We start from the raw sequence: 22,183 nt of genomic DNA, 5'->3' as shown, positions 1-22,183 counted from the left end.
ACTGTCTTAATTTTTAACGCCCTTTTTTATCCGGGGAGAATGCTAATCAGGAGGCGCAAGGTTTGGAAGCTACGGATAATAAATCCACCATGGTTGGTTCACTCTCGCCGTCAACTAATCGTGATCGATCGGAGGAGGAATTATCCAGTGTCAGCGCAGGCAGGTCCATCGCTATACCTGATAAGGGAAAAACGAAAAAATCTTTATTTTTCGATTTACCTGTTGAAACAACCAATAAAATTATTGGTTTGTTGGAGTTTCGAGATGTTACCCGCTTACAGCAGGTTTGTAATTACTTTAACTGGGCTGTTAAAAACGATCATGCCCTGGAAAGGGCCTGGTATTGCCGGTTTCCTTTACCACACCAGGATCAATTAAAGAAAATCCTTGCTACAAAGAATAAAGAACAACTCCGTCATTGGCTGCGACCGTTTACCAGGGATGAAGCGTTCGTTGAATCACTCATAAATGAGCGAGAGAAAGTTTATTTTCCGGCTCTCTTTTATTTCACCAAAGCCCGGCTGATGTCTGAATGCAAAACCTATAATGCAGTCAGAGAAGTCGAGATTACCCATGAAATCGGAGTGTATTCAGTCACCTTCAGCGGCAATGGCAGCCGCCTGATGTCCGAGGGCGGCGATGGCGTGAAAATCTACGGCCAAAAGGCCAATGGATCATGGGAAAGAGAAATCTTCATTCCCCACGAAGACAATGTTGAATTGGCCGTCTTATGCGACGATGGCCGCCACCTGGCGATCGCCACTTTTGATTATAGGGTAAAAATCTATGGTCAAGTCGATGGGGTATGGGCACAGAAACTCGCCATTTCCCATTATGACGATTGCTCCTCAGTTGCCTTCAGTGCCGATGGCCGCCATTTAGTGACCGCCAGCCACGATAGCACGGCGAAAATTTGTGTTCAGAGAGACGATGGGACATGGGAAGAAAAACTCACTATTTCCCATGATGAATGGGTCCTCTCAGCCACCTTCAGCGCCGATAGTCGCCATTTGGTGACCGCCAGTTGGGACAAGACTGCAAAAATCTACGGTCAGAAGGTCGATGGATCCTGGGAAGAAAAAGTCACCATTTTCCATGACGCTAGTATCATATCAGCCGACTTCAGCCCCGATAACTGCCATGTTGTGACTGTCGGTGTCGATCACAAGGTGAAAATCGTTTACGGATCGTGGGGAACAGAAGTCTCCATTGACCATGATAAAAGCGTCGACGCCACCTTTAGTGCCGATAGCCGCCATTTGGTAACGGCCAGTTGCGATAAAACGGCGAAAATCTGCGGTCAAAAGGACGATGGATCATGGGAAGAAGAAGTCATCATTTCCCATAATGACTATGTCAAATCAGCCGCCTTTAGCCCCGATGGCCGCCATGTGGTAACCGCCAGTTGGGACAAGACTGCAAAAATCTACGGTCAGAGGGGCGACGGATCATGGGAAGAAAAGTGCACTATCCGCCATGGAGACCGGGTCCTCACAGCCATTTTCAGCCCCAATGGTCGCCATGTGGTGACGGCCAGTCTCGATCACACGGCGAAAATCTACGGTCTGAAGACTGACGGATCCTGGGTCGAAAAGGCCATTATTTCCCATCTGGATGCTGTCAAATCAGCCATCTTCAGCGCCGATGGACGCCTTGTGGTGACCACCAGTTCGGATGGGAAGGCAAAAATCTATGGTCAGGATACTTTTGCATCCTGGGTAGAAAAAGCCATCGTTACCCATAGACATAAAGAATCGACCGAAGTAAATCGCCTTAGCGCCAGTGGCCACCATCTGGTGGCACCCTTAAACGATAACTGCGTGATCATTTATAAGCTGTCGATGAATGATTGACTGTTTGCGTAAAAGGGACGCCATTCTGTATGTGCTGAAATGCAGAAACTTTTTAAGACCATATTTTGAACTTTTATTTCAAAATTGATTCTAATCTACTTCATCAATTTTGAGCGTCCCTGTCTTTTGGGGCATTACTTACTTTGGAAAAACCAGATATGCTTTATGCTGCTAAAGAATCAGGCATAGTAGGTTCATCCTCGACCCCAACCAAGCTCGCACGATTAGAGGGGGGGGCACCTTGTGTCAGTGTGGGTAAATCCGTCGCTATACCTGACAGAGAAATTAAGAAAACAGTTTTATTGCACGATTTGCCCGAGGAATTAACCATCAAAATTATTCGCTTGTTGGAACTTCGGGATGTTGCCCGTTTACAACAGGTATCGACTCACATAAACAGGGTTATTAAAAACGATCATGCTCTGGCAAAGGCATGGTATAAAAGGTTTCCTTCATTACATCAATATCAACTTAAGAAAATTCTTCCTGCCAATGATAAAGAACAACTTCGTAGTTGGCTGCGACCCTTTACCAAGGATGAAACATTAATTGAATCACTCATAAAAAGCCGGAAGAGCGTTTATTTTTCGGCTTTGTTCCATTTCACCAGAACTGGGCTCATGTCTCGGTGTAGAACATTTAATTTAGGTACAAAAGACACCATTTCAAATAATTGGGTCATTTCAGAAGCCATCAGCGCCGATGGCTGCCATTTGGTGGCGTTCGGTTGTGATCGTAAAAAGGTACAAGTATATGGTCAGGAGGTCGACGGGTCATGGTTAAGAAAAGTGACCATTGCCCATGATGACTCTATCGACTCAGCCACCTTCAGTGGCGATGGTAGCCATGTGGTGACCCTCAGCAGTTCGGGTTACAAGGCAAAAATCCACGGTCAGAAAGCCGATGGTTCATGGGAAGAAAAAGCGACCATTTCCCACGATGATTACATCAACTCAGCCTCTTTCAGCCCGGATAGCTGCTATGTGTTAACCGCCAGTAACGATAACACGGCAAAAATCTATGGTCAGAGCGTCGATGGCTCATGGCAACAAAAACTCACCATTTCCCATAATGATTGGATCAACTCAGCCTGTTTCAGTGCGGATAGCCACCATCTGGTGACTGTCAGTTGCGATAACACGGCAAAAATTTATGGTCAGAAGGTCTGTGGATCATGGGGAGAAGTAGCCACCATTTCTCATAATGATTGGGTCACCTCAGCCACCTTTAGCCCCGATAACCGCCATGTGGTGACCGTCGGCGAAGATTTCAGGGCCAAAATCTGCCGTTTTAAGGGCGACGGATCATGGGAAGAAAAAGGCACCATTTCCCACGATTTCTGGGTCAGCTCGGTCACTTTCAGTGCTGATGGTTGCAGAGTGGTGACCACCAGTAACGATTTCACAGCGAAAATCTTTGCTCTCAAGACGGGTGGGTCATGGGAAGAAGAAATGACCATTTACCACGATCTCGAGGTCACCTCAGCCACCTTCAGCCCCAATGGCTGCTATGTAATCACCATCAGTGACGATAACAAGGTGAAAATCTGTGGTCCCAGGGTGGATGGTTCATGGGAAGAAAAAGTCACCATCTCCCACTATGGCTATATTAACTCAGCCAGCTTCAGCGCCGATGGGCGCGGTGTGGTGACCGCCAGTGAAGATGGAACGGCAAAAATCTATGGTCTGAAGGCCGATGAATCATGGAGGGAAGACGTCACCATTTTCCATACCTCCTCGGTCAACTCGGCCTCCTTTAGCCCCGATGGTCGCCACGTGGTGACCGCCAGTAAAGATCGAGCAGCAATAATCTATGGTCAGGAGGTTGACGGATCATGGGTCAAAAAAGCCGTCATTGTACAGAATGGTTCGATTGACTCAGCTACTTTTAGCAATGACGGTCACCATGTAATGACTACCTGTTATTTTGCACCCGTTGACCAGCTGCTAAAGAAGTATACGCTCAGTGCTTTTCCACAACCCACAAGTCCACCACCTCTGCAGGGGACAGTTTCGGGACAAAGCTTGATAAGTACCTAACCAGTTGGTTTCGCATATTCTGGACGGCCGCTTTTTCCATCCTTCTGCGTTCCAACTCTGGTTGCGTAGCTACGGCTACGCGCCCGTCGTTGCGCCTTGAAGGATGAAAAAATCCTCTCGCCAGACTATGCGAAACCAACGGGACAGGTACTTATGAAAGGGCGAATTGGTGACCGATAGCAGGTATTCTGCAAGCCCATTACCTCAAGCGGTCTCCTTTCGCGCAACACACCCATTCACTGGCAATTTTGTTCAGTCTGCAATGTTAATGTAACACTGCACTCATTAAATCCATCGTTATTTTGTACTCACTGTCCAAGCCAGAATTAGTACACTTTGTTAAAAAAAGCTCATCATTTTTCAACAAATTGTAGAATTTTGATAAAAATTCTTTTGCCTTTTCGCTGATTTCTCTATCTTCCAGCGCATCTATTTCAGAAAAAAGTACATATTGTCCGTCATCATATACTTCTCCGCTTTCATGAAATGGAAAGTAACCCACCCCTTTACAACGAGATGTTAACTGGTCTAAATTCTGTTCCTCATGTTGGGAAGAGCATTCAGGCACACGGCAAAGCAGTCGTTCTTTCATTTTTCTTACATAGAACTTTTTTGAAGGAACTGCTCTTGGCTGCTGTCTGGCAAGTAATGAAGCGCAGTATAGTTTTAGCATTTCGAGATTTCTATTCAACACTGAATGAGAAAAAGTGTATAAGACTCGTCCAGTTAGTTGAAACTCTTTTAAATGTACCTCATCAATGAGGGTAGCCAGACTGTTAAACGCATTATAGAGCGGTGACGCATTGGCATTATATGAGTACAAAACAGAAATAATAAAAATAATTCGAGTGATTACAATGGCTCTGTGATTTTTCATGTGCTTCAGGTTTATTTACTTTGAAAATTAACCCTGAAATGTAGCACTTTTTTATTATTTTGCAGGAGGATAACAGCACTGAAGTCAGCACTATTATTCTGTCAAAAGTTGCATGCATCAAAAAGCCGCTATCATTTTCAGCAAAGCCCGACTGATGTCTGAATGCGAAACGCTCAGAGCAGTCTCAGAAAAGTCACCATTGCCTCGCATCTCTGAGTCAACTCAGCCAGCTTCAGCGCCGATAGCCGCCATGTGGTGACGGCCAGTCTCGATCACACGGCGAAAATCTGTGGTCTGAAGACTGTCGGAACTTGGGTCGAAAAGGCCATCATTCCCCATCTTGGTGTTGTCGAATCAGCCACTTTCAGTGTTGATGGCTGCCTTGTGGTGACCACCAGTTCGGATGGGAAGGAAAAAATTTATGGTCAGGATACTTTTGGATCATGGGTAGAAAAAGCCATCGTTACCCATAGGCATAGAGATTCGACCGAAGTAAATCGCCTTTGCACCAATGGCCACCATCTGGTGGCGCCCTTTAACGATAACAGCGTGATAATTAATCATTAGGTAAACCCCCGGCTATGCCGGGGAGACTCGCATAGGTTATACCGAGGCTTCGGTAGCTAACCTCAAAGGTTCCGCCAAGAACCAAGAGGTTTAACTTATGCCAGACTACAAAAGTCTGACTCATACTCGATGGGATTGTAAGTATCACATTGTCTTTATTCCCAAAAAAAGGCAAAAGGTTATTTATGGGAGCTTGAGAAAATTTCTGGGAGCCATTTTCCACGATCTTGCCAGTCGCAAAGGGTGTGAAATTGTGGAAGGGCATTTGATGCGAGATCACGTTCATATTTGCATTAGCATTCCGCCGAAATACTCTGTTTCCAATGTTGTTGGCTATTTGAAGGGTAAATGCGCAATAGCTATTGCGAGACACTTCAAAGGTAAGCAGAGGAATTTTTCTGGTGAGCATTTCTGGGCAAGAGGGTATTTCGTCAGCACAGTAGGTCTTGATGAAGATGTGGTTAGGGAATATATCCGAAATCAGGAGAAAAATGATGAAACACGAGATCAGCTGAAACTTGGTTTTGACACGCGCCCTTGGGCGCAATAAAAGCCCTTTGAGGGCGTCACCTAATAAGCCTCCGGCTCTGCCGGAGGTCATTTAACTTATAAGCTTTCGATGAATGATTGACTGTTTGCTTTTAGAAATAAAAGGGACGCTACTCTGCATGCGCTTAAAGACAAAAACTTTTTAAGACCATGTTTTGAACTTTTATTTCAAAATAGATTCTAATTCACTTTATCAATTTTGAACGTCTTTGTTTATTGGGGCGCTACTAACCCGGGAAAATACAGATATGCTTTCTGATGCTAATAACGCAGGCATAGTCGGTTCATCATCGACCCCAAACAATCTGGCACAATCAGAGGGAGAGTCATCTGGTGTCAGTGTGGGTAGAACCGTGGCTATACCAGATACAAAAATTAAGAAAACCGTTTTATTACACGATTTACCCGAGGAATTAACCATAAAAATTATTCGCTTGTTGGGATTTCGGGATATTGCCCGTTTACAACAGGTGTCGACTCACTTAAACAGGGTTATTAAAAACGATTTTGCTCTGGCAAAGAAATGGTATCAACGGTTTCCTTCATTACATCAATATCAACTTAAGAAAATCCTTCTAGCCACGGATAAAGAACAGCTTCGTAACTGGCTGCGACCGTTTACGAAGGATGAAGCGTTAATTGAATCAATCATAGAAAAGCGAGATAACGTTTATTTTTCTGCTTTGTTCCAATTCACCAGAACTGTACTCATGTCTCAATGTAAGACGTTCAATTTAGATACAAGAGCGACCATTTCAAATCATTGCGTTGATCCAAAAGTCTTCAGCGCCGATGGCCGCCATGTGTTGACGACCGATCATAATAATAAGAAGGCGAAATTGTATGGGCAGGAGGTCGACGGTTCATGGGCAGAAAAAGCGATCTTTCCCCAGAATTACTGGATCCGCTCAGGCGCCTTTAGCGGAGATGGTTGTCATCTGGTGACCTTCAGTGGTCTTGAAAATATGGTGAAAATCCATGGACAGATAGCCGATGGCTCATGGGAAGAAAAAGCTAGCTTTTCCCATGATGAATGTGTCAACTCAGCCTCCTTCAGCCCGGACGGATGCCATATGGTAACCGCCAGTAACGATAACACGGCAAAAATCTACGGTCTGAGCGGCGATGGCTCATGGGAACATAAACTCACTCTTTCCCATAGTGGCTGGGTCGCCTCAGCCTGTTTTAGCGGCGATAGCCACCATCTTGTGACCCTCGGTTGCGATAACACGGCAAAAATCTATGGTCAGAAGACCGATGGGTCATGGAGAGAAGTAACCACCATTTTCCATGATAATTGGGTCACCTCAGCCGTCTTTAGTCCCGATGACCGCTATTTGGTGACCGTCAGCAATGACAAGAAGGCCAAAATTCTTGGCTTTGAGGTCGATGGATCATGGGAAGAAAAAGTCACCATTTCCCACGATTTCTGGATCACCTCGGTCACTTTCAGTGCTGATAGTCGCAGAGTGGTGACCACCAGTCACGATTACACAGCAAAAATCTTTGGTCTCAAGACGGGTGGTTCATGGGAAGAAGAAGCCACCATTTCTCACCATCTCAGTGTCAAATCAGCCATCTTCAGCCCCCATGGTTGCTATGTAATGACTATCGGTGACGATAACCTGGTGAAAATCTGTGGTCTGAAGCCTGATGGCTCATGGGAAGAAAAAATCACCATCTCCCATGATAACTATATCGGATCAGCCGCCTTCAGTGCCGATGGACGCCGAGTGGTGACCGCCAGTAAAGATGGAACGGCAAAAATCTATAGTCTCAAGATCGATGGATCCTGGAGGGAAGAAACTATCATTTCCCGTTATAACTGGGTCAGCTCAGCCTCCTTCAGCTCCGATGGCCGACATGTGGTGACCGCCACTGTGAATGGAACAGTAATAATCCATGGTCAGCAGGTTGATGGATCATGGGTCGAAAAAGCCATGATGCTACAGGATGCTTCAATTCGCTCAGCTACTTTTAGCACTGACGGTCACCATGTGCTGACCACCAGTGCTTTTGCACCCGTCGACCTGCTGCTGAAGAAGTATACGTTCAGTGCTTTTCCACGATCCATAAGCCCGCCACCTTGATCACTTTTCTTAAACTTCGAACACCGTTTTATGGGCTTTTATTTCAAAATCGACGCAAAGTTTCTCGATAAAATTTGCATGTCTTTGTTAATCGGGGGTAACTCAGGGTAAATCAGTTATGGATACTGTAAATAATAAATCCGTCATGGTTGGTTCATCCTCGCCCCCGACCAGGCTCCCACGATTGGAGCGAGAACCATCTGTTGTCAGTGCGGGCAGATCCATCGCTCTACCTGATGAAGAAATAAAGAAAACAGCTTCATTACACGATTTGCCCGAAGAATTAACCATCAAAATTATTGGCTTGTTGGAGTTTCGGGATATTGCCCGTTTACAGCAGGTATCTACTCACTTTTATGGGGTTATTAAAAGCAATCATGTTCTGGCAAAGGCCTGGTATCACCGGTTTTCTTCACCAGACCAATATCAATTAAAGACAAGCCTGCCCACAAAGGATAAAAAACGACTCCGTCACTGGCTGCGGCCATTTACGAAGGATAAAGCGTTAGTCAAATCGCTCATAAAAAAACGAAAGAAAACGTATTTTCCTGCTCTGTTCTATTTCACCAAAGCTCGACTGATGTCTGAATGCAGAGTATTTAAAGTCGTTAAAAAAGTCATCATTGCCCATGATCTTATGGTCAACTCAGCTAGCTTCAGTCCCGATGGCCGCCATTTGGTGACGGCCAGCAGCGATAAGACGGCGAAAATCTTTAGCCAGAAGGCTAACAGATCATGGGAAGAAAAAGGTATTGTTTTCCATCGGGACCCTGTCAGATCAGCGATCTTCAGCGCCGATAGCCGCCATATGGCGACCATCGGTTGGGAGAGGCAGATAAAAATCCATGATCAGAAAGCGGATGGGGCATGGGTACATAAACTCACCATTTCCCATAATGATACGATCAGCTCAGCTACCTTCAGCGCCGATGGTCGCCATTTAATGATCAGCAGTTGGGGCAACACGGCGAAAATCTGTGGCCTGAAGGACGATGGATCATGGGAAGAAAAACTCACCATTTCACATGATCATTCCATCAACTTAGCCATCTTCAGCGCCGATGGCCTTCATGTGGTGACCGTCAGTAGAGATAAAAAGGCGAAAATCTATGGTCAGAAGACTGATGGATCATGGGTAGAAGAAGCCATCATCTCCCATGATTACAATGTTGACTTAGCCAGCTTTAGCGCTGATAGCCGTCTTGTGGTGACCGCCGGTACAGGCAATAAGGCACAAATCCATAGCCGGGGGACTGATAGCTCATGGCAAAAAGAAGCCACCATTTTGCATGATAACTGGGTCACCTCAGCCACTTTCAGCATCGATGGTTGTCGTGTGGTGACCGCCAGTAGAGATGGCAAGGCAAAGATCTGTGGTCAGAGATTTAACGGCTCATGGGAAAAAGAAGTCACCATTTTGCATGATAATTGGGTCAACTCAGCCGGCTTTAGTCCCGATGGCCGCCATGTGGTGACTGCCAGTAAAGATGGTAAGGCGAAAATCTGTAGTCAGAAGGACGACGGAGTCTGGGAAAAAAATCTCAGCGTTTCCCATGATGACGATGTCATCTCAGCCACCTTCAGCCCCGATAGCCGCCATATGGTGACTGCCAGTAAGGATGGCAAGGCGAAAATCTGCGGACAGAAGACTGACGGGTCATGGGTCGAAAAAGCCATCATTTCCCATAAAGGTGAGGTCAAATCAGCTACCTTCAGTGCCGATGGCTGCCATGTGCTGAGCATCAGTCAGGATGGAACGGCAAAAATCTATGGTCACAAGACTGATGGATCTTGGGTTGAAAAAGTCATCATTTCCGATAAAAGTCCGGTCAAATCAGTCATTTTCAGCAACGATGGATACCACTTGGCGATCATCTCTGAGGATAACAAGGTGCGCATTAATAAACTAAAGAGGAATAAATGATTGTTTGTTTAAGGTGACAAACAAAAGGGATGCCGTTCTGCATTCGCTGCAAAGCACAAACTTAAGACCCTGTCAGGAACTTTTATTTCAAAGCGGTTTCTAATTGACTTTATCCATTTCGAACCTCGTTGTTAATCGAGGAGGAAAATAACTCAGGAGAAATCAGATATGCATTCTGAGGTTAGTCACACCGGCATATCCGGTTCATACTCGCTACCTGCCAATCTGGAACGACTGGGGGTTGAAGAATCGGGTGTCAGTGCCTGCAGGTCTGTCACTTTACCTGACACAGAAATAAATAAAACCACTTCATTGCACGATCTGCCCGAGGAAATAACCCTCAAAATTATTCGCTTGTTGGAACTTCGGGATATTGCCCGACTGCAACAGGTGTCGAGTTACTTGCACAGGGTTATTAAAAACGATCATGCTCTGGCAAAGGCATGGTATCAACGGTTTTCTTCACCACACCAATATCAACTAAAGAAAATCCTTCCTGCACAGGATAAAGAACAACTTCGTAATTGGCTGCGGCCGTTTACGAAGGACGAAGCCCTGGTAAAATCACTCATAAAATATCGAAAGACAGTTTATTTTCCTGCTCTATTCCATTTCACCAGAACTGAATTAATGTCTCGATGTAAAACATTCCATTTGGATACAAAAGCTACCATTGCACATAATATTGGAGTCTCATCAGCCGTCTTTAGCAACCATGGCCGCCATCTGGTGACGGCCAGTTACGACAACACGGCGAAAATATATGGTCAGGAGGACGATGGTAAATGGGTAGAAAAAATGACCATTTTCCATGATCATTTTGTCGATTCTGCCACCTTTAGTGCAAATGACTGCCACGTGTTGACCGTCTGCGGATGGGATAACAAGGTGAAAATCCATGGTATGAAAGCCGATGGGTCCTGGGAAGAAAAAACCACCATTTCCCATGAAGACTTCGTCGAGTCAGCTACTTTCAGCCCGGATGGCTGCTTTGTGGTGACCGCCAGCAACGATAACACGGCAGAAATCTATGGTCTGGGCGTTGATGGGTCATGGGAGCAAAAACTCACCATTTCTCATAATCGCCGGATCACCTCAGCCACCTTCAGCGCTGATAGCTTTCATGTAGTAACCGGCAGCTACGATATGACGTCGAAAATCCTTAGCCGGGAGGCTGATGGGTCATGGAAAGAAAAAGCCACCATTTCCCATGATAACTGGGTCGAATCAGCCACTTTCAGCGCCGATGACCGTCATTTGGTGACCATGTGTTGGGCTTTCGAGGTGAAAATCTACAGCCAGGAGAACGATGGATTATGGCAAGAAAAACTCACTATTCCCCACGATCGCTGGGTCAGCTCAGTCATATTCAGTCCTGATGCCAGCCGTCTGCTGACCGCCAGTTTCGATAAGACGGCGAAAATCTTTGGCCTGAAGGCCGATGGGTCATGGAGTGAAGAAACCACTATTTCCCACAGTTGTGGTGTCCATTCAGCCGCCTTTAGTCCCGATGGCAACTACATAGTAACCGTCAGTGAGGATAAGACGGCGAAAATCTGTGGTCCAAAGGATGATGGATCATGGGAAGAAAAAGTCACCATTTCCCATCGTAACTCAATCATCTCAGCCACCTTCAGCCCCGATGGACGCAGTGTGGTGACCGCCAGCAAAGATGGAACGGCAAAAATCTACGGTCTGAAGACTGATGGATCATGGCAGGAAGAAACCACCCTTTCCCATGATTCCCGGATCAATACAGCCTCCTTTAGTCCCGATGGTCGCCATGTGTTGACTGCCACTCGAGATGGTTCGGTAAAAATCTATGGTCAGGAGATGGATGGATCATGGGTCGAAAAAGCCATCATTTTCCATGACGGTTCGATTGACTCAGCCAGCTTTAGCTCTGATGGCCATCATCTGGTGACCACCTGTACCGATGGCACGGTGCAAATTTATAGGCTATCGATGAATCATTGATTGTTTGCCTTAAGAAATAAAAGGGTCGTCATAAAAAAAAGAAAATTTTCAAGACCCTGTTTTGAACTTTTATTTAAAAACCGACTCCAATTTACCGCATCAATTTTGAACGTCCTTGTTAGTCTGGAAGACAGTAACTCAGGAGAAACCAGACATGACCCCTAACGCTAATAACGTTGGCTTAGTCGATTCACCCTTGTTACCTCCTGTGAGCACTTCATTGGGGGAAGAAGCATCGGGTGTCAGTGTGGGCAGGTCCGTCGCTGTGCCTGAAAAAGAAATAGAGAAAACCGCTTTATTACACGATTTGCCCGAGGAATTAACCCTCAAAATTTTTCGTTTTCTGGAACTTCGGGATATTGTCAGCTTGCAACAGGTGTCTACTCACCTTAACAGGTTTATTAAAAACGAACATGTTCTGGAAAAGACATGGTATCGCCGGTTTTCTTTACCACTCCAATATCAATTGAAGAAAAACCTTCCTGTTGAGGATAAAGAACAGCTCCGAAATTGGCTGAGACCGTTTACGAAGGATCAAGCGTTAGTCGAATCACTCATAAAACACCGAGAGGCCGTTTATTTTCCTGCCCTTTTCCATTTCGCCAAAGCCCGGCTGATGTCTCAATGCGAAAAGTATAATGTCGATACAGAGGCCGTTATTGCTCATGAAGACGGGGTGAACTCAGCCACCTTCAGCGCCGATGGAAGCCACCTGGTGACGGCCAGTGACGATGCAACGGCGATAATCTATGGCCACAGGGCCGGTGGATCATGGACAAAAAAAGGCGTCATTTCCCATCAAGACTTTGTTAAATCTGCCATCTTCAGCGCCGATGGCTGCCATGTGGTGACCGCCAGTTGGGATTGTACGGCAAAAATCTATAGCCAAATCAATGGGACATGGGAAGAGAAGCTCACCATTTCCCATGATGGCGATTTGTGCTCAGTCACCTTCAGTGTCTGTGGCCGCCATTTGGTGACCGCCAGTAATGACAACACGGCGAAAATCTGTGTTCAGGGAGACGATGGCACATGGGAAGAAAAACTCACCATTTCCCATGATGATTGGGTCGACTTTGCCGTCTTCAGCGCCAATAGTCGTCATTTGGTGACCGCCAGTCGCGATAACACAGCAAGAATCTACGGTCAGGAAGTTGATGGATCATGGGTAAAAAAAATCACCATTTTTCATGACCTACGGATCAACTCAGTCACTTTCAGTGCCGATAGTCACCGTGTGGTGACAGCCTCCAACGATGGCACAGTGAAAATCTATGGTCAAAAGGACGATGGCTCATGGGAAGAGGAAACCATAATTTCCCATGATTGCCTTGTCAAATCAGCTACCTTTAGCGCCGATGACCGCCATTTGGTAACGGCCAGTGAGGATTACACGGCGAAAATCTGTGGTCTGAAGGACGATGGATCATGGGGAGAGGAAGCCGTCATTTCCCATAATCGCTATGTCAACTCAGCCGCCTTCAGCCCCAACAGCTGCCATGTGGTGACAACCAGTCACGATAACACGGCGAAAATCTTTAGTAAGAAGGACGACGAATCATGGGAAGAAAAACGCACTATTTTCCATGATAACTATGTCAGCTCTGCCACCTTTAGCCCCGATAGCCGCCATTTGGTGACGGCCAGTAACGATGGCATGGCGAGAATCTTCGGTCTGAAGACTGACGGATCCTGGGTCGGAAAGGCCATCATTTCTCATTTGAGTGCCGTCAAATCAGCCACCTTTAGCGCCGTTGGCCCCCTTGTGGTGACCACCAGTACAGATGGAACGGCAAAAATTTATGGTCAGGATATTAATGGATTTTGGGTAGAAAAAGCCGTTGTTGCCCATAGAGGTTTGGCCAAATCAACTGCCCTCAATGCCAATGGCCATCATTTGGTTTCGCCCTTTCACTATAACGAATTGAGAATTTATAAGCTCTCGATGAAAACTTGATTATTGGCTGTGATCAATAAAAGGGACGCCATTGCGCAGGTGCTGAAAGGCAGAAATCTTTTTAGTGGCATCTAACGACATACTTTCAAAGCCGACTCTAATTGGCTTCATCCATTTTGAATGTCTTTGCTCATCGGGGGAGGTGAAGACTTAAGAGAAACCAGATATGTATTCTGACGTTAATCATTCCGACATGGCCGGTTCACCTTCGCTACCACCTGTGAGCACTTCATTGGGGGAAGAAGCATCGGGTGTCAGTGCGGGCAGGTTCGTCGCTGTAGCTGAAAAAGAAATAGAGAAAACCGCTTTATTGCACGATTTGCCCGAGGAATTAACCCTCAAAATTTTTCGTTTTCTGGAGCTTCGGGATATTGTCAGTTTGCAACAGGTCTCTACTCACTTTAAGAGGCTTATTAAAAGCGAACATGTTCTGGAAAAGACATGGTATCGCCGGTTTTCTTTACCACACCAATATCAATTGAAGAAAAGCCTTCCTGTACAGGAGAAAGAACAGCTCCGAAATTGGCTGCGACCGTTTACGAAAGATCAAGCGTTAGTTGAATCACTCATAAAACACCGAAAGGCCGTTTATTTTCCCGCCCTGTTTCATTTCGCCAAAGCCCGACTGATGTCTCAATACGAAAAGTATAATGTCGATACAGAAGCGGTTATTGTTCATCAAGGCAAGGTGAATACAGCCACCTTTAGCGCTGATGGTAGCCATCTGGTGACGGCCAGTGACGATGCAACGGCGATAATCTATGGCCAGAGGGCCAATGGATTATGGGAAGAAGAAACCATCATTTCCCATAACCACGAAATCGTATCAGCCCTCTTTAGTGCCGATGGCCGCCATGTGGTGACCGAAAGTGTCATTGAAACGGCAAAAATCTATGGTCAGGTCGAGGGATCATGGGCAGAGAAACTTAGCATTTTCCATGATGGCAGTTTCGCTTCAGTCACCTTCAGTGCTGATAACCGCTATCTGGTGACCGCCAGTTCGGATAACACGGCGAAAATCTGTGCTCAGGGAGACGATGGGTCATGGGAAGAAAAACTCACCATTGCCCATGATAACTGGGTCGACTTTGCCGTCTTCAGTGCTGATAGTCGTCATTTGGTGACCGCCAGCAGCGATAACACAGCAAGAATTTATGGTCAGGAAGTTGATGGATCATGGGTAAAAAAAATCACCATTTCCCATGACCGACTGATCCAATCAGTCACCTTCAGCGCTGATGGTCGCCGTGTGGCGACGGCCTCTTCCGATGGCACAGCGAAAATCTATGGTCAAAGGAACGATGGCTCATGGGAAGAAGAAACCATCATTTTCCATGATTGCTCTGTCAACTCAGCTAACTTCAGTGCCGATGACCGCCATTTGGTCACGGCCAGTGAGGATAACACGGCGAAAATCTGTGGTCTGAAGGACGATGGATCATGGGGAGAAGAAGCCATCATTTCCCATAATCGCAATGTCGACTCAGCCGCCTTCAGCCCCAATGGCAGCCATGTGGTGACGACAAGTTATGATAACACGGCGAAAATCTATGGTAAAAAGGACGACGGATCATGGGAAGAAAAACGCACCATTTACCATGATAAGGGTGTCATCTCAGCCACCTTCAGCCCCGATGAGCGTCACCTGGTGACCGCCGGTTTTGATGGCAAAGCGAAAATCTATGGTCTGAAGACTGACGGATCCTGGGTCGAGAAGGCCATCATTTCCCATGATGCTTCACTCAAAACAGCCATCTTCAGTGCTGATGGTCGCCTGGTGGTGACCACCAGTAAAGATGGTACGGCAAAAATATATGGCCAGATGACCAATGGATTATGGGTAGAAAAAGCCGTTGTTACCCATAGAGGTACGGCCGAATCAACTGCCCTCAGCGTCAATGGCCACCATCTGGTTTCGCCCTTTCCCGATAACATTTTGACGATTTATAAGTTATCGATGAATCATTGATTGTTTGCTGTGGTCAATAAAAGGGACGCCATTGCGCATGTGCTGAAAGGCAGAAATTTCTTTAGTGATAATTAACAACCTATTATGAACTTTTATTTCAAAGCCGACTCTAATTGACTTCATCAATTTTGAATATCTTTGCTCATCGGGGGAGGTGAAGACTTATGAGAAACCAGAGATGTATTCTGACGTTAATCATTCCGACATGGCCGGTTCACCTTCGCTACCAACTGTGAGCACTTCATTGGCGAAAGAACCATCGGCTGTCAGTGTGAGCAGGTCCGTCGCTGTGCCTGAAAAAGGAATAGAGAAAACCGCTTTATTGCACGATTTGCCCGAGGAAATAACCCTTGAAATTTTTCGTTTTCTGGGGCTTCGGGATATTGTCAGTTTGCAGCGGGTATCTACTCACTTAAACAGGTTTATTAAAAACGAACATGTTCTGGAAAAGACATGGTATCGCCGGTTTTCTTTACCTCACCAATGTCAATTGAAGAAAAGCCTTCCCATAGAGGATAAAGAACAGCTCCGAAATTGGCTGAGACCGTTTACGAAGGATCAAGCGTTAGTCGAATCACTTATAAATCAACGAAAGACCGTTTATTTTCCTGCCCTCTTTCATTTCGCCAAAGCCCGACTGATGTCTCAATACGAAAGGTATAATGTCGATGCAGAAGCCGTTATTGCTCATGAAGACAAGGTGAACTCAGCCACCTTCAGCCCTGATGGTAGCCACCTGGTGACGGTCAGTGACGACGCAACGGCGATAATCTATGGCCAGGGGACCAATGGATCATGGGCAAAAAAAGGAGTTATTTTCCATCAAGACGCTGTCAGATCTGCCATCTTCAGCGATGGCCGCCATGTGGTGACCAAAAGTGACGATGGAACGGTAAAAATCTATGGTCAAGTCGACGGAACATGGGAAGAGAAGCTCACCATTTACCATGACGACGTTGTCAGGTCAGCCCTCTTTAGCGTTGATGGCCGCCATTTGGTGACCGCCAGTAAGGATAACACGGCGAAAATTTGTGTTCAGGGAGACGATGGGTCATGGGAAGAAAAATTCACCATTTCCCATGATGATTGGGTCCACTTTGCCGCCTTCAGCGCCGATAGTCGTCATTTGGTGACCGCCAGTTTTGACAACATAGCAAGAATCTATGGTCAGGAAGTCGATGGATCATGGATAAAAAAAATCACCATTTTTCATGACCAACGGATCACCTCAGTCACCTTCAGTGCCGATAGTCGCCGTGTGGTGACAGCCTCTAACGATGGCACAGTGAAAATCTATGGTCAAAAGACCGATGGCTCATGGAAAGAGGAAACCATTATTTCCCATGATGACTGTATCAACTCAGCCACCTTTAGTGCCGATGGCCGCCACCTAGTGACGGCCAGTAAAGATAATAGGGCGAAAATCTGTGGTGTGAAGGACGATGGGTCATGGGGAGAAGAAGCCATCATATCTCATAATTGCTATGTCGACTCAGCCGCTTTCAGCCCCAATGGCAGCCATGTGGTGACAACAAGTTATGATAACACGGCGAAAATCTATGGTAAGAAGGACGACGGATCATGGGAAGAAAAACGCACCATTTGCCATGGTCGCGGTGTCATCTCAGCCACCTTCAGCCCCGATGACCGTCACCTGGTGACCGCCGGTTTTGATGGCAAAGCGAAAATTTATGGTCTGAAGACTGACGGATCCTGGGTCGAGAAGGCCATCATTTCCCATGAGGCTTCACTCAAAACAGCTATCTTCAGTGCCGATGGTCGGCTGGTGGTGATCACCAGTAAAGATGGAACGGCAAAAATTTATGGTCAGGATATTAATGGGTTATGGGTAGAAAAAGCCTTTGTTGCCCATAGAGGTTTGGCCAAATCAACCGCCCTCAGTCCCAATGGCCATCATTTGGTTTCGCCCTTTAGCTATAACAATTTGAGAATTTATAAGCTATCGATGAATCATTGATTGTTTGCTGTGGTCAATAAAAGGGACGCCATTGCGCATTTGCTGAAAGGCAGAGATTTCTTTAGTGGCATTTAACAACCTATTATGAACTTTTATTTCAAAGCCGACTCTAATTGACTTCATCAATTTTGAATGTCTTTGCTCATCGGGGGGGGGGGAGACTTAAGAGAAACCAGAGATGTATTCTGACGTTAATCATTCCGACATAGCCGGTTCACCTTTGCTGCCAGCTGTAAGCACTTCATTGGGTGGAGAACCATCGGGTGTCAGTGCGGGCAGGTCCGTCGCTGTTTCTGAAAAAGAAATAGAGAAAACCGCTTTATTGCACGATTTGCCTGAGGAATTAAACCTGAAAATTTTTTGTTTATTGGAATTTCGGGATATTGTCAGCTTGCAACAGGTATCTACTCACCTTAACAGGTTTATTAAAAACGAACATGTTCTGGAAAGGACATGGTATCGCCGGTTTCCTTTACCACACCAATATCAATTGAAAAAAAGCCTTCCTTTAGAGGATAAAGAACAGCTCCGAAATTGGCTGAGACCGTTTACTAAGGATCAAGCGTTAATCGAATCACTCATAAAACAACGAAAGGCCGTTTATTTTCCTGCCCTTTTCCATTTCACCAAAGCTCGGCTGATGTCTCAATACGAAAAGTATAATGTCGATACAGAAGCCGTTATTGCTCATAATGACTGGGTGGATCCAGCCACCTTCAGCACAGATGGTAGCCACCTGGTGACGGCCAGTAGCGATGCAACTGCGTTTATCTATGGCCAGAGTGCCAATGGATCATGGGCAAAAAAAGGCATCATTTCCCATCAAGAGGGTATCATATCTGCCAGCTTCAGCCCCGATGGTCGCCATGTGATCACCTTCAGTTGGGATTGTACGGCAAAAATCTATGGTCAAGTCGATGGGACTTGGGTGGAGAAACTCACTATTTCCCATGATGATTGGATCAACTCAGCCACCTTTAGCGCCGATAGCAACTACTTGGTGACGGCCAGTGACGATGCAACGGCGAAAATCTGTGTTCAGGGAGACAATGGGTCATGGGAAGAAAAACTCACCATTTACCATGATGATGAGGTCAACTTCGCTGCCTTCAGCGCCGATGGTCGTCATTTGGTGACCGCCAGTGTCGATAGCACGGCAAGAATCTATGGTCAGGAAGTTGATGGATCATGGGTAAAAAAAATCCATGGCCAATGTATCAACTCAGTCACCTTCAGCGCCGATGGTCGCCGGGTGGTCATGGTCTGTAGCGATGATACAGCGAAAATTTATGGGCAAAAGACCGATGGCTCATGGGAAGAAGAAACCATCATTTCCCATGATGACTGTGTCAACTCAGCCAACTTTAGTGCCGATGGCCGCCATGTGGTGACGGCCAGTGAAGATAACACTGCGAAAATCTGTGGTCTGAAGGACGATGGGGCATGGGGAGAAGAAGCCATCATATCACATAATCGCTATGTCAACTTAGCCGCCTTCAGCCCCAATGACCGCCATGTAGTGACGGCAAGTCACACCAGAGCGAAAATCTATAGTAAAAAGGATGACGGATCATGGGAGGAAAAACGCACTATTTCCCATCGTGACTATATCCGCTCAGCCATCTTCAGCCCCGATAGCCGCCATTTGGTGACGGCCAGTGACGATTGCATGGCGAAAATCTATGGTCTCAAGACTGACGGATCCTGGGTCGAAAAAACCATCATTTCCCATCTGGGTATTGTCATGTCGGCCACCTTTAGTGCCGATGGCCGCCTTGTGGTGACCACCAGTACAGATAGAACGGCAAACATTTATGGTCAGGATATTAACGGATTATGGGTAGAAAAAGCCGTTGTTGAGCAGACATGTTTGCCCAATTCAACTGCCCTCAGTGCCAATGGCCATCATTTGGTTTCGCTCATTCGCCATGACAAATTGAGAATTTATAAGCTATCGATGAAGCATTGATTGTTTGCTGTGATCAATAAAAGGGACGCCATTGCGCATGTGCTGAAAGGTAGAAATTTCTTTAGTGACACATAACAACCTATTAAGTACCTGGCCAGTTGGTTTCGCATATTCTGGCGAGAGGATTTTTTCATCCTTCAAGGCGCAACGACGGACGCGTAGCCATAGCTACGCAACCAGAGTTGGAACGCAGAAGGATGGAAAAAGCCGCCGTCCAGAATATGCGAAACCAACTGGTTAGGTACTTATGAACTTTTATTTCAAAGCCGACTCTAACTGACTTCATCAATTTTGAATGTCTTTGCTCATCGGGGGGGGGAGACTTAAGAGAAACCAGAGATGTATTCTGACGTTAATCATTCCGACATAGCCGGTTCACCTTCGCTGCCAGCTGTATGCACTTCATTGGGGGGAGAACCATCGGGTGTCAGTGCGGGCAGGTCCGTCGCTGTTTCTGAAAAAGAAATAGAGAAAACCGCTTTATTGCACGATTTGCCTGAGGAATTAAACCTGAAAATTTTTCGTTTATTGGAATTTCGGGATATTGTCAGCTTGCAACAGGTATCTACTCACCTTAACAGGTTTATTAAAAACGAACATGTTCTGGAAAAGACATGGTATCGCCGGTTTCCTTTACCACACCAATATCAATTGAAAAAAAGCCTTCCTTTAGAGGATAAAGAACAGCTCCGAAATTGGCTGAGACCGTTTACTAAGGATCAAGCGTTAATCGAATCACTCATAAAACACCGAAAGGCCGTTTATTTTCCTGCCCTTTTCCATTTCGCCAAAGCCCGACTGATGTCTCAATACGAAAAGTATAATGTCGATACAGAGGCCGTTATTGCTCATAGTGAACAGGTGAAACCAGCCACCTTCAGCCCCGATGGCAGCCACCTGGTGACGGCCAGTGACGACGCAACTGCGCTTATCTATGGCCAGAGTGCCAATGGATCATGGGAAAAAAAAGGCATCATTTCCCATCAAAGGGGTGTCAGATCTGCCATCTTCAGCCCCGATGGTCGCCATGTGATGACCTTCAGTTGGGATTTTACGGCAAAAATCTATGGTCAGGTCGATGGGACTTGGATGGAGAAACTCACTATTTCCCATGATGATTGGATCAACTCAGCCACCTTTAGCGCCGATAGCAACTACCTGGTGACGGCCAGTGACGATGCAACGGCGAAAATCTGTGTTCAGGGAGACAATGGGTCATGGGAAGAAAAACTTACCACTTACCATGATGATTGGGTCAACTTTGCTGCCCTCAGCGCCGATGGTCGTCATTTGGTGACCGCCAGTGACGATAACACGGCCAGAATTTATGGTCAGGAAGTTGGTGGATTGTGGGTAAAAAAAATCACCATTTCCAATGACCGAGAGATCAACTCAGTCACCTTCAGCGCCGATGGTCGCCGGGTGGTCACCGCCAGTGACGATGGCACAGCGAAAATCTATGGTCAAAAGACCGATGGCTCATGGGAACAAGAAACCATCATTTCCCATGATGACTGTGTCAACTCAGCCACCTTTAGTGCTGATGGCCGCCGTGTGGTGACGGCCAGTAAAGATAACACTGCGAAAATCTGTGGTCTGAAGGACGATGGGTCATGGGGAGAAGAAGCCATCATATCTCTTAATTGCTATGTCAACTTAGCCGCTTTCAGCCCCAATGACCGCCATGTAGTGACGGCAAGTTTCACCAGAGCGAAAATCTATAGTAAGACGGACGACGGATCATGGGAGGAAAAACGCACTATTTCCCATCGTGACTCTATCCACTCAGCCACCTTCAGCCCCGATAGCCGCCACTTGGTGACGGCCAGTGACGATCGCACGGCGAAAATCTATGGTCTGAAGACTGACGGATCCTGGGTTGAAAAAACCATCATTTCCCATCTGGATATTGTCTTGTCGGCCACCTTCAGCGCCGATGGTCGCCTTGTGGTGACCAGCAGTACAGATAGAACGGCAAACATTTATGGTCAGGATATTAACGGATTATGGGTAAAAAAAGCCGTTGTTGAGCAGACATGTTTTCCCACATCAACTGCCCTCAGTGCCAATGGCCATCATTTGGTTTCGCGCTTTCGCCATAACAAATATAGAATTTATAAGCTATCGATGAATCATTGATTGTTTGCTGTGATCAATAAAAGGGACGCCATTGCGCATGTGCTGAAAGGTAGAAATTTTTTTAGTGACACATAACAACCTATTAAGTACCTGGCCAGTTGGTTTCGCATATTCTGGCGAGAGGATTTTTTCATCCTTCAAGGCGCAACGACGGGCGCGTAGCCATAGCTACGCAACCAGAGTTGGAACGCAGAAGGATGGAAAAAGCCGCCGTCCAGAATATGCGAAACCAACTGGTTAGGTACTTATGAACTTTTATTTCAAAGCCGACTCTAATTGACTTCATCAATCTTGA

12 protein-coding genes and 1 pseudogene are annotated in these 22,183 nt (G+C 46.2%); 12 read left to right on the top strand and 1 reads right to left on the bottom strand.

Annotated features, from left to right (window positions below; all coding sequences use genetic code 11):
• Positions 1 to 62 precede the first annotated feature (62 nt).
• Complete coding sequence (locus P6910_RS15895) at positions 63 to 1,853, top strand: F-box/WD repeat-containing protein (RefSeq protein WP_317142261.1); 1,791 nt, start codon at positions 63 to 65, stop codon at positions 1,851 to 1,853.
• A 158-nt stretch (positions 1,854 to 2,011) separates the two neighbouring features.
• Positions 2,012 to 3,892, top strand: a complete 1,881-nt coding sequence (locus P6910_RS15890; protein ID WP_317142260.1) for an F-box/WD repeat-containing protein — start codon at positions 2,012 to 2,014, stop codon at positions 3,890 to 3,892.
• A 265-nt stretch (positions 3,893 to 4,157) separates the two neighbouring features.
• On the opposite strand, the gene P6910_RS15885 is transcribed toward P6910_RS15890, so the two are convergent.
• Entirely contained in the window at positions 4,158 to 4,769 is a 612-nt protein-coding gene (locus P6910_RS15885; protein WP_317142259.1) for a hypothetical protein, read from the bottom strand.
• 225 nt (positions 4,770 to 4,994) lie between these two features.
• Between P6910_RS15885 and P6910_RS15880 the strand changes: the two are divergent.
• The 10 genes and pseudogenes from P6910_RS15880 to P6910_RS15835 all read left to right on the top strand — a co-directional run.
• Positions 4,995 to 5,336 (top strand): annotated as a pseudogene (locus P6910_RS15880) (hypothetical protein); the annotation flags it as partial.
• Positions 5,337 to 5,433: 97 nt separating this feature from the next.
• On the top strand, positions 5,434 to 5,886 hold the full coding sequence (gene tnpA / locus P6910_RS15875) for an IS200/IS605 family transposase (protein WP_317142097.1): 453 nt from the start codon (positions 5,434 to 5,436) through the stop codon (positions 5,884 to 5,886).
• Positions 5,887 to 6,133: 247 nt separating this feature from the next.
• Positions 6,134 to 7,975: an F-box/WD40 repeat-containing protein gene (locus P6910_RS15870; RefSeq protein ID WP_317142257.1), complete on the top strand. Its 1,842-nt coding sequence runs from the start codon at positions 6,134 to 6,136 to the stop codon at positions 7,973 to 7,975.
• A gap of 118 nt (positions 7,976 to 8,093) precedes the next feature.
• Complete coding sequence (locus P6910_RS15865; protein WP_317142256.1) at positions 8,094 to 9,899, top strand: F-box/WD40 repeat-containing protein; 1,806 nt, start codon at positions 8,094 to 8,096, stop codon at positions 9,897 to 9,899.
• A 168-nt stretch (positions 9,900 to 10,067) separates the two neighbouring features.
• Positions 10,068 to 11,876 (top strand): F-box/WD repeat-containing protein, encoded by a 1,809-nt coding sequence (locus P6910_RS15860; RefSeq protein ID WP_317142255.1) that lies wholly within the window; start codon positions 10,068 to 10,070, stop codon positions 11,874 to 11,876.
• Between the two features lie 154 nt (positions 11,877 to 12,030).
• Complete coding sequence (locus P6910_RS15855) at positions 12,031 to 13,833, top strand: F-box/WD repeat-containing protein (RefSeq protein WP_317142254.1); 1,803 nt, start codon at positions 12,031 to 12,033, stop codon at positions 13,831 to 13,833.
• Between the two features lie 166 nt (positions 13,834 to 13,999).
• Positions 14,000 to 15,802: an F-box/WD40 repeat-containing protein gene (locus P6910_RS15850; RefSeq protein WP_317142253.1), complete on the top strand. Its 1,803-nt coding sequence runs from the start codon at positions 14,000 to 14,002 to the stop codon at positions 15,800 to 15,802.
• A 178-nt stretch (positions 15,803 to 15,980) separates the two neighbouring features.
• Positions 15,981 to 17,780, top strand: coding sequence for an F-box/WD40 repeat-containing protein (locus P6910_RS15845; RefSeq protein WP_317142252.1), 1,800 nt, complete (start codon positions 15,981 to 15,983; stop codon positions 17,778 to 17,780).
• A gap of 178 nt (positions 17,781 to 17,958) precedes the next feature.
• The gene (locus P6910_RS15840) at positions 17,959 to 19,749 is read left to right on the top strand and encodes an F-box/WD40 repeat-containing protein (protein WP_317142251.1); all 1,791 of its coding nucleotides are present in this window, start codon (positions 17,959 to 17,961) and stop codon (positions 19,747 to 19,749) included.
• Between the two features lie 339 nt (positions 19,750 to 20,088).
• Positions 20,089 to 21,888, top strand: a complete 1,800-nt coding sequence (locus tag P6910_RS15835; RefSeq protein WP_317142250.1) for an F-box/WD40 repeat-containing protein — start codon at positions 20,089 to 20,091, stop codon at positions 21,886 to 21,888.
• The last annotated feature ends 295 nt before the right edge of the window (positions 21,889 to 22,183 follow it).

This window comes from Endozoicomonas sp. 8E, assembly GCF_032883915.1.
GTDB lineage: Bacteria > Pseudomonadota > Gammaproteobacteria > Pseudomonadales > Endozoicomonadaceae > Endozoicomonas_A.
Note: the sequence above shows the minus strand (reverse complement) of the source record. Positions and strands in the feature narration are given on the sequence as shown.

Excerpts from the sequence above, each read along its gene's own strand:
- P6910_RS15865 (WP_317142256.1), top strand. The coding sequence starts at position 8,094 with ATGGATACTGTAAATAATAAATCCGTCATGGTTGGTTCATCCTCGCCC.
- tnpA (WP_317142097.1), top strand. The coding sequence starts at position 5,434 with ATGCCAGACTACAAAAGTCTGACTCATACTCGATGGGATTGTAAGTAT.
- P6910_RS15850 (WP_317142253.1), top strand. The coding sequence starts at position 14,000 with ATGTATTCTGACGTTAATCATTCCGACATGGCCGGTTCACCTTCGCTA.
- P6910_RS15885 (WP_317142259.1), bottom strand. The coding sequence starts at position 4,769 with ATGAAAAATCACAGAGCCATTGTAATCACTCGAATTATTTTTATTATT.
- P6910_RS15845 (WP_317142252.1), top strand. The coding sequence starts at position 15,981 with ATGTATTCTGACGTTAATCATTCCGACATGGCCGGTTCACCTTCGCTA.
- P6910_RS15855 (WP_317142254.1), top strand. The coding sequence starts at position 12,031 with ATGACCCCTAACGCTAATAACGTTGGCTTAGTCGATTCACCCTTGTTA.
- P6910_RS15835 (WP_317142250.1), top strand. The coding sequence starts at position 20,089 with ATGTATTCTGACGTTAATCATTCCGACATAGCCGGTTCACCTTCGCTG.
- P6910_RS15860 (WP_317142255.1), top strand. The coding sequence starts at position 10,068 with ATGCATTCTGAGGTTAGTCACACCGGCATATCCGGTTCATACTCGCTA.
- P6910_RS15890 (WP_317142260.1), top strand. The coding sequence starts at position 2,012 with ATGCTTTATGCTGCTAAAGAATCAGGCATAGTAGGTTCATCCTCGACC.
- P6910_RS15870 (WP_317142257.1), top strand. The coding sequence starts at position 6,134 with ATGCTTTCTGATGCTAATAACGCAGGCATAGTCGGTTCATCATCGACC.
- P6910_RS15840 (WP_317142251.1), top strand. The coding sequence starts at position 17,959 with ATGTATTCTGACGTTAATCATTCCGACATAGCCGGTTCACCTTTGCTG.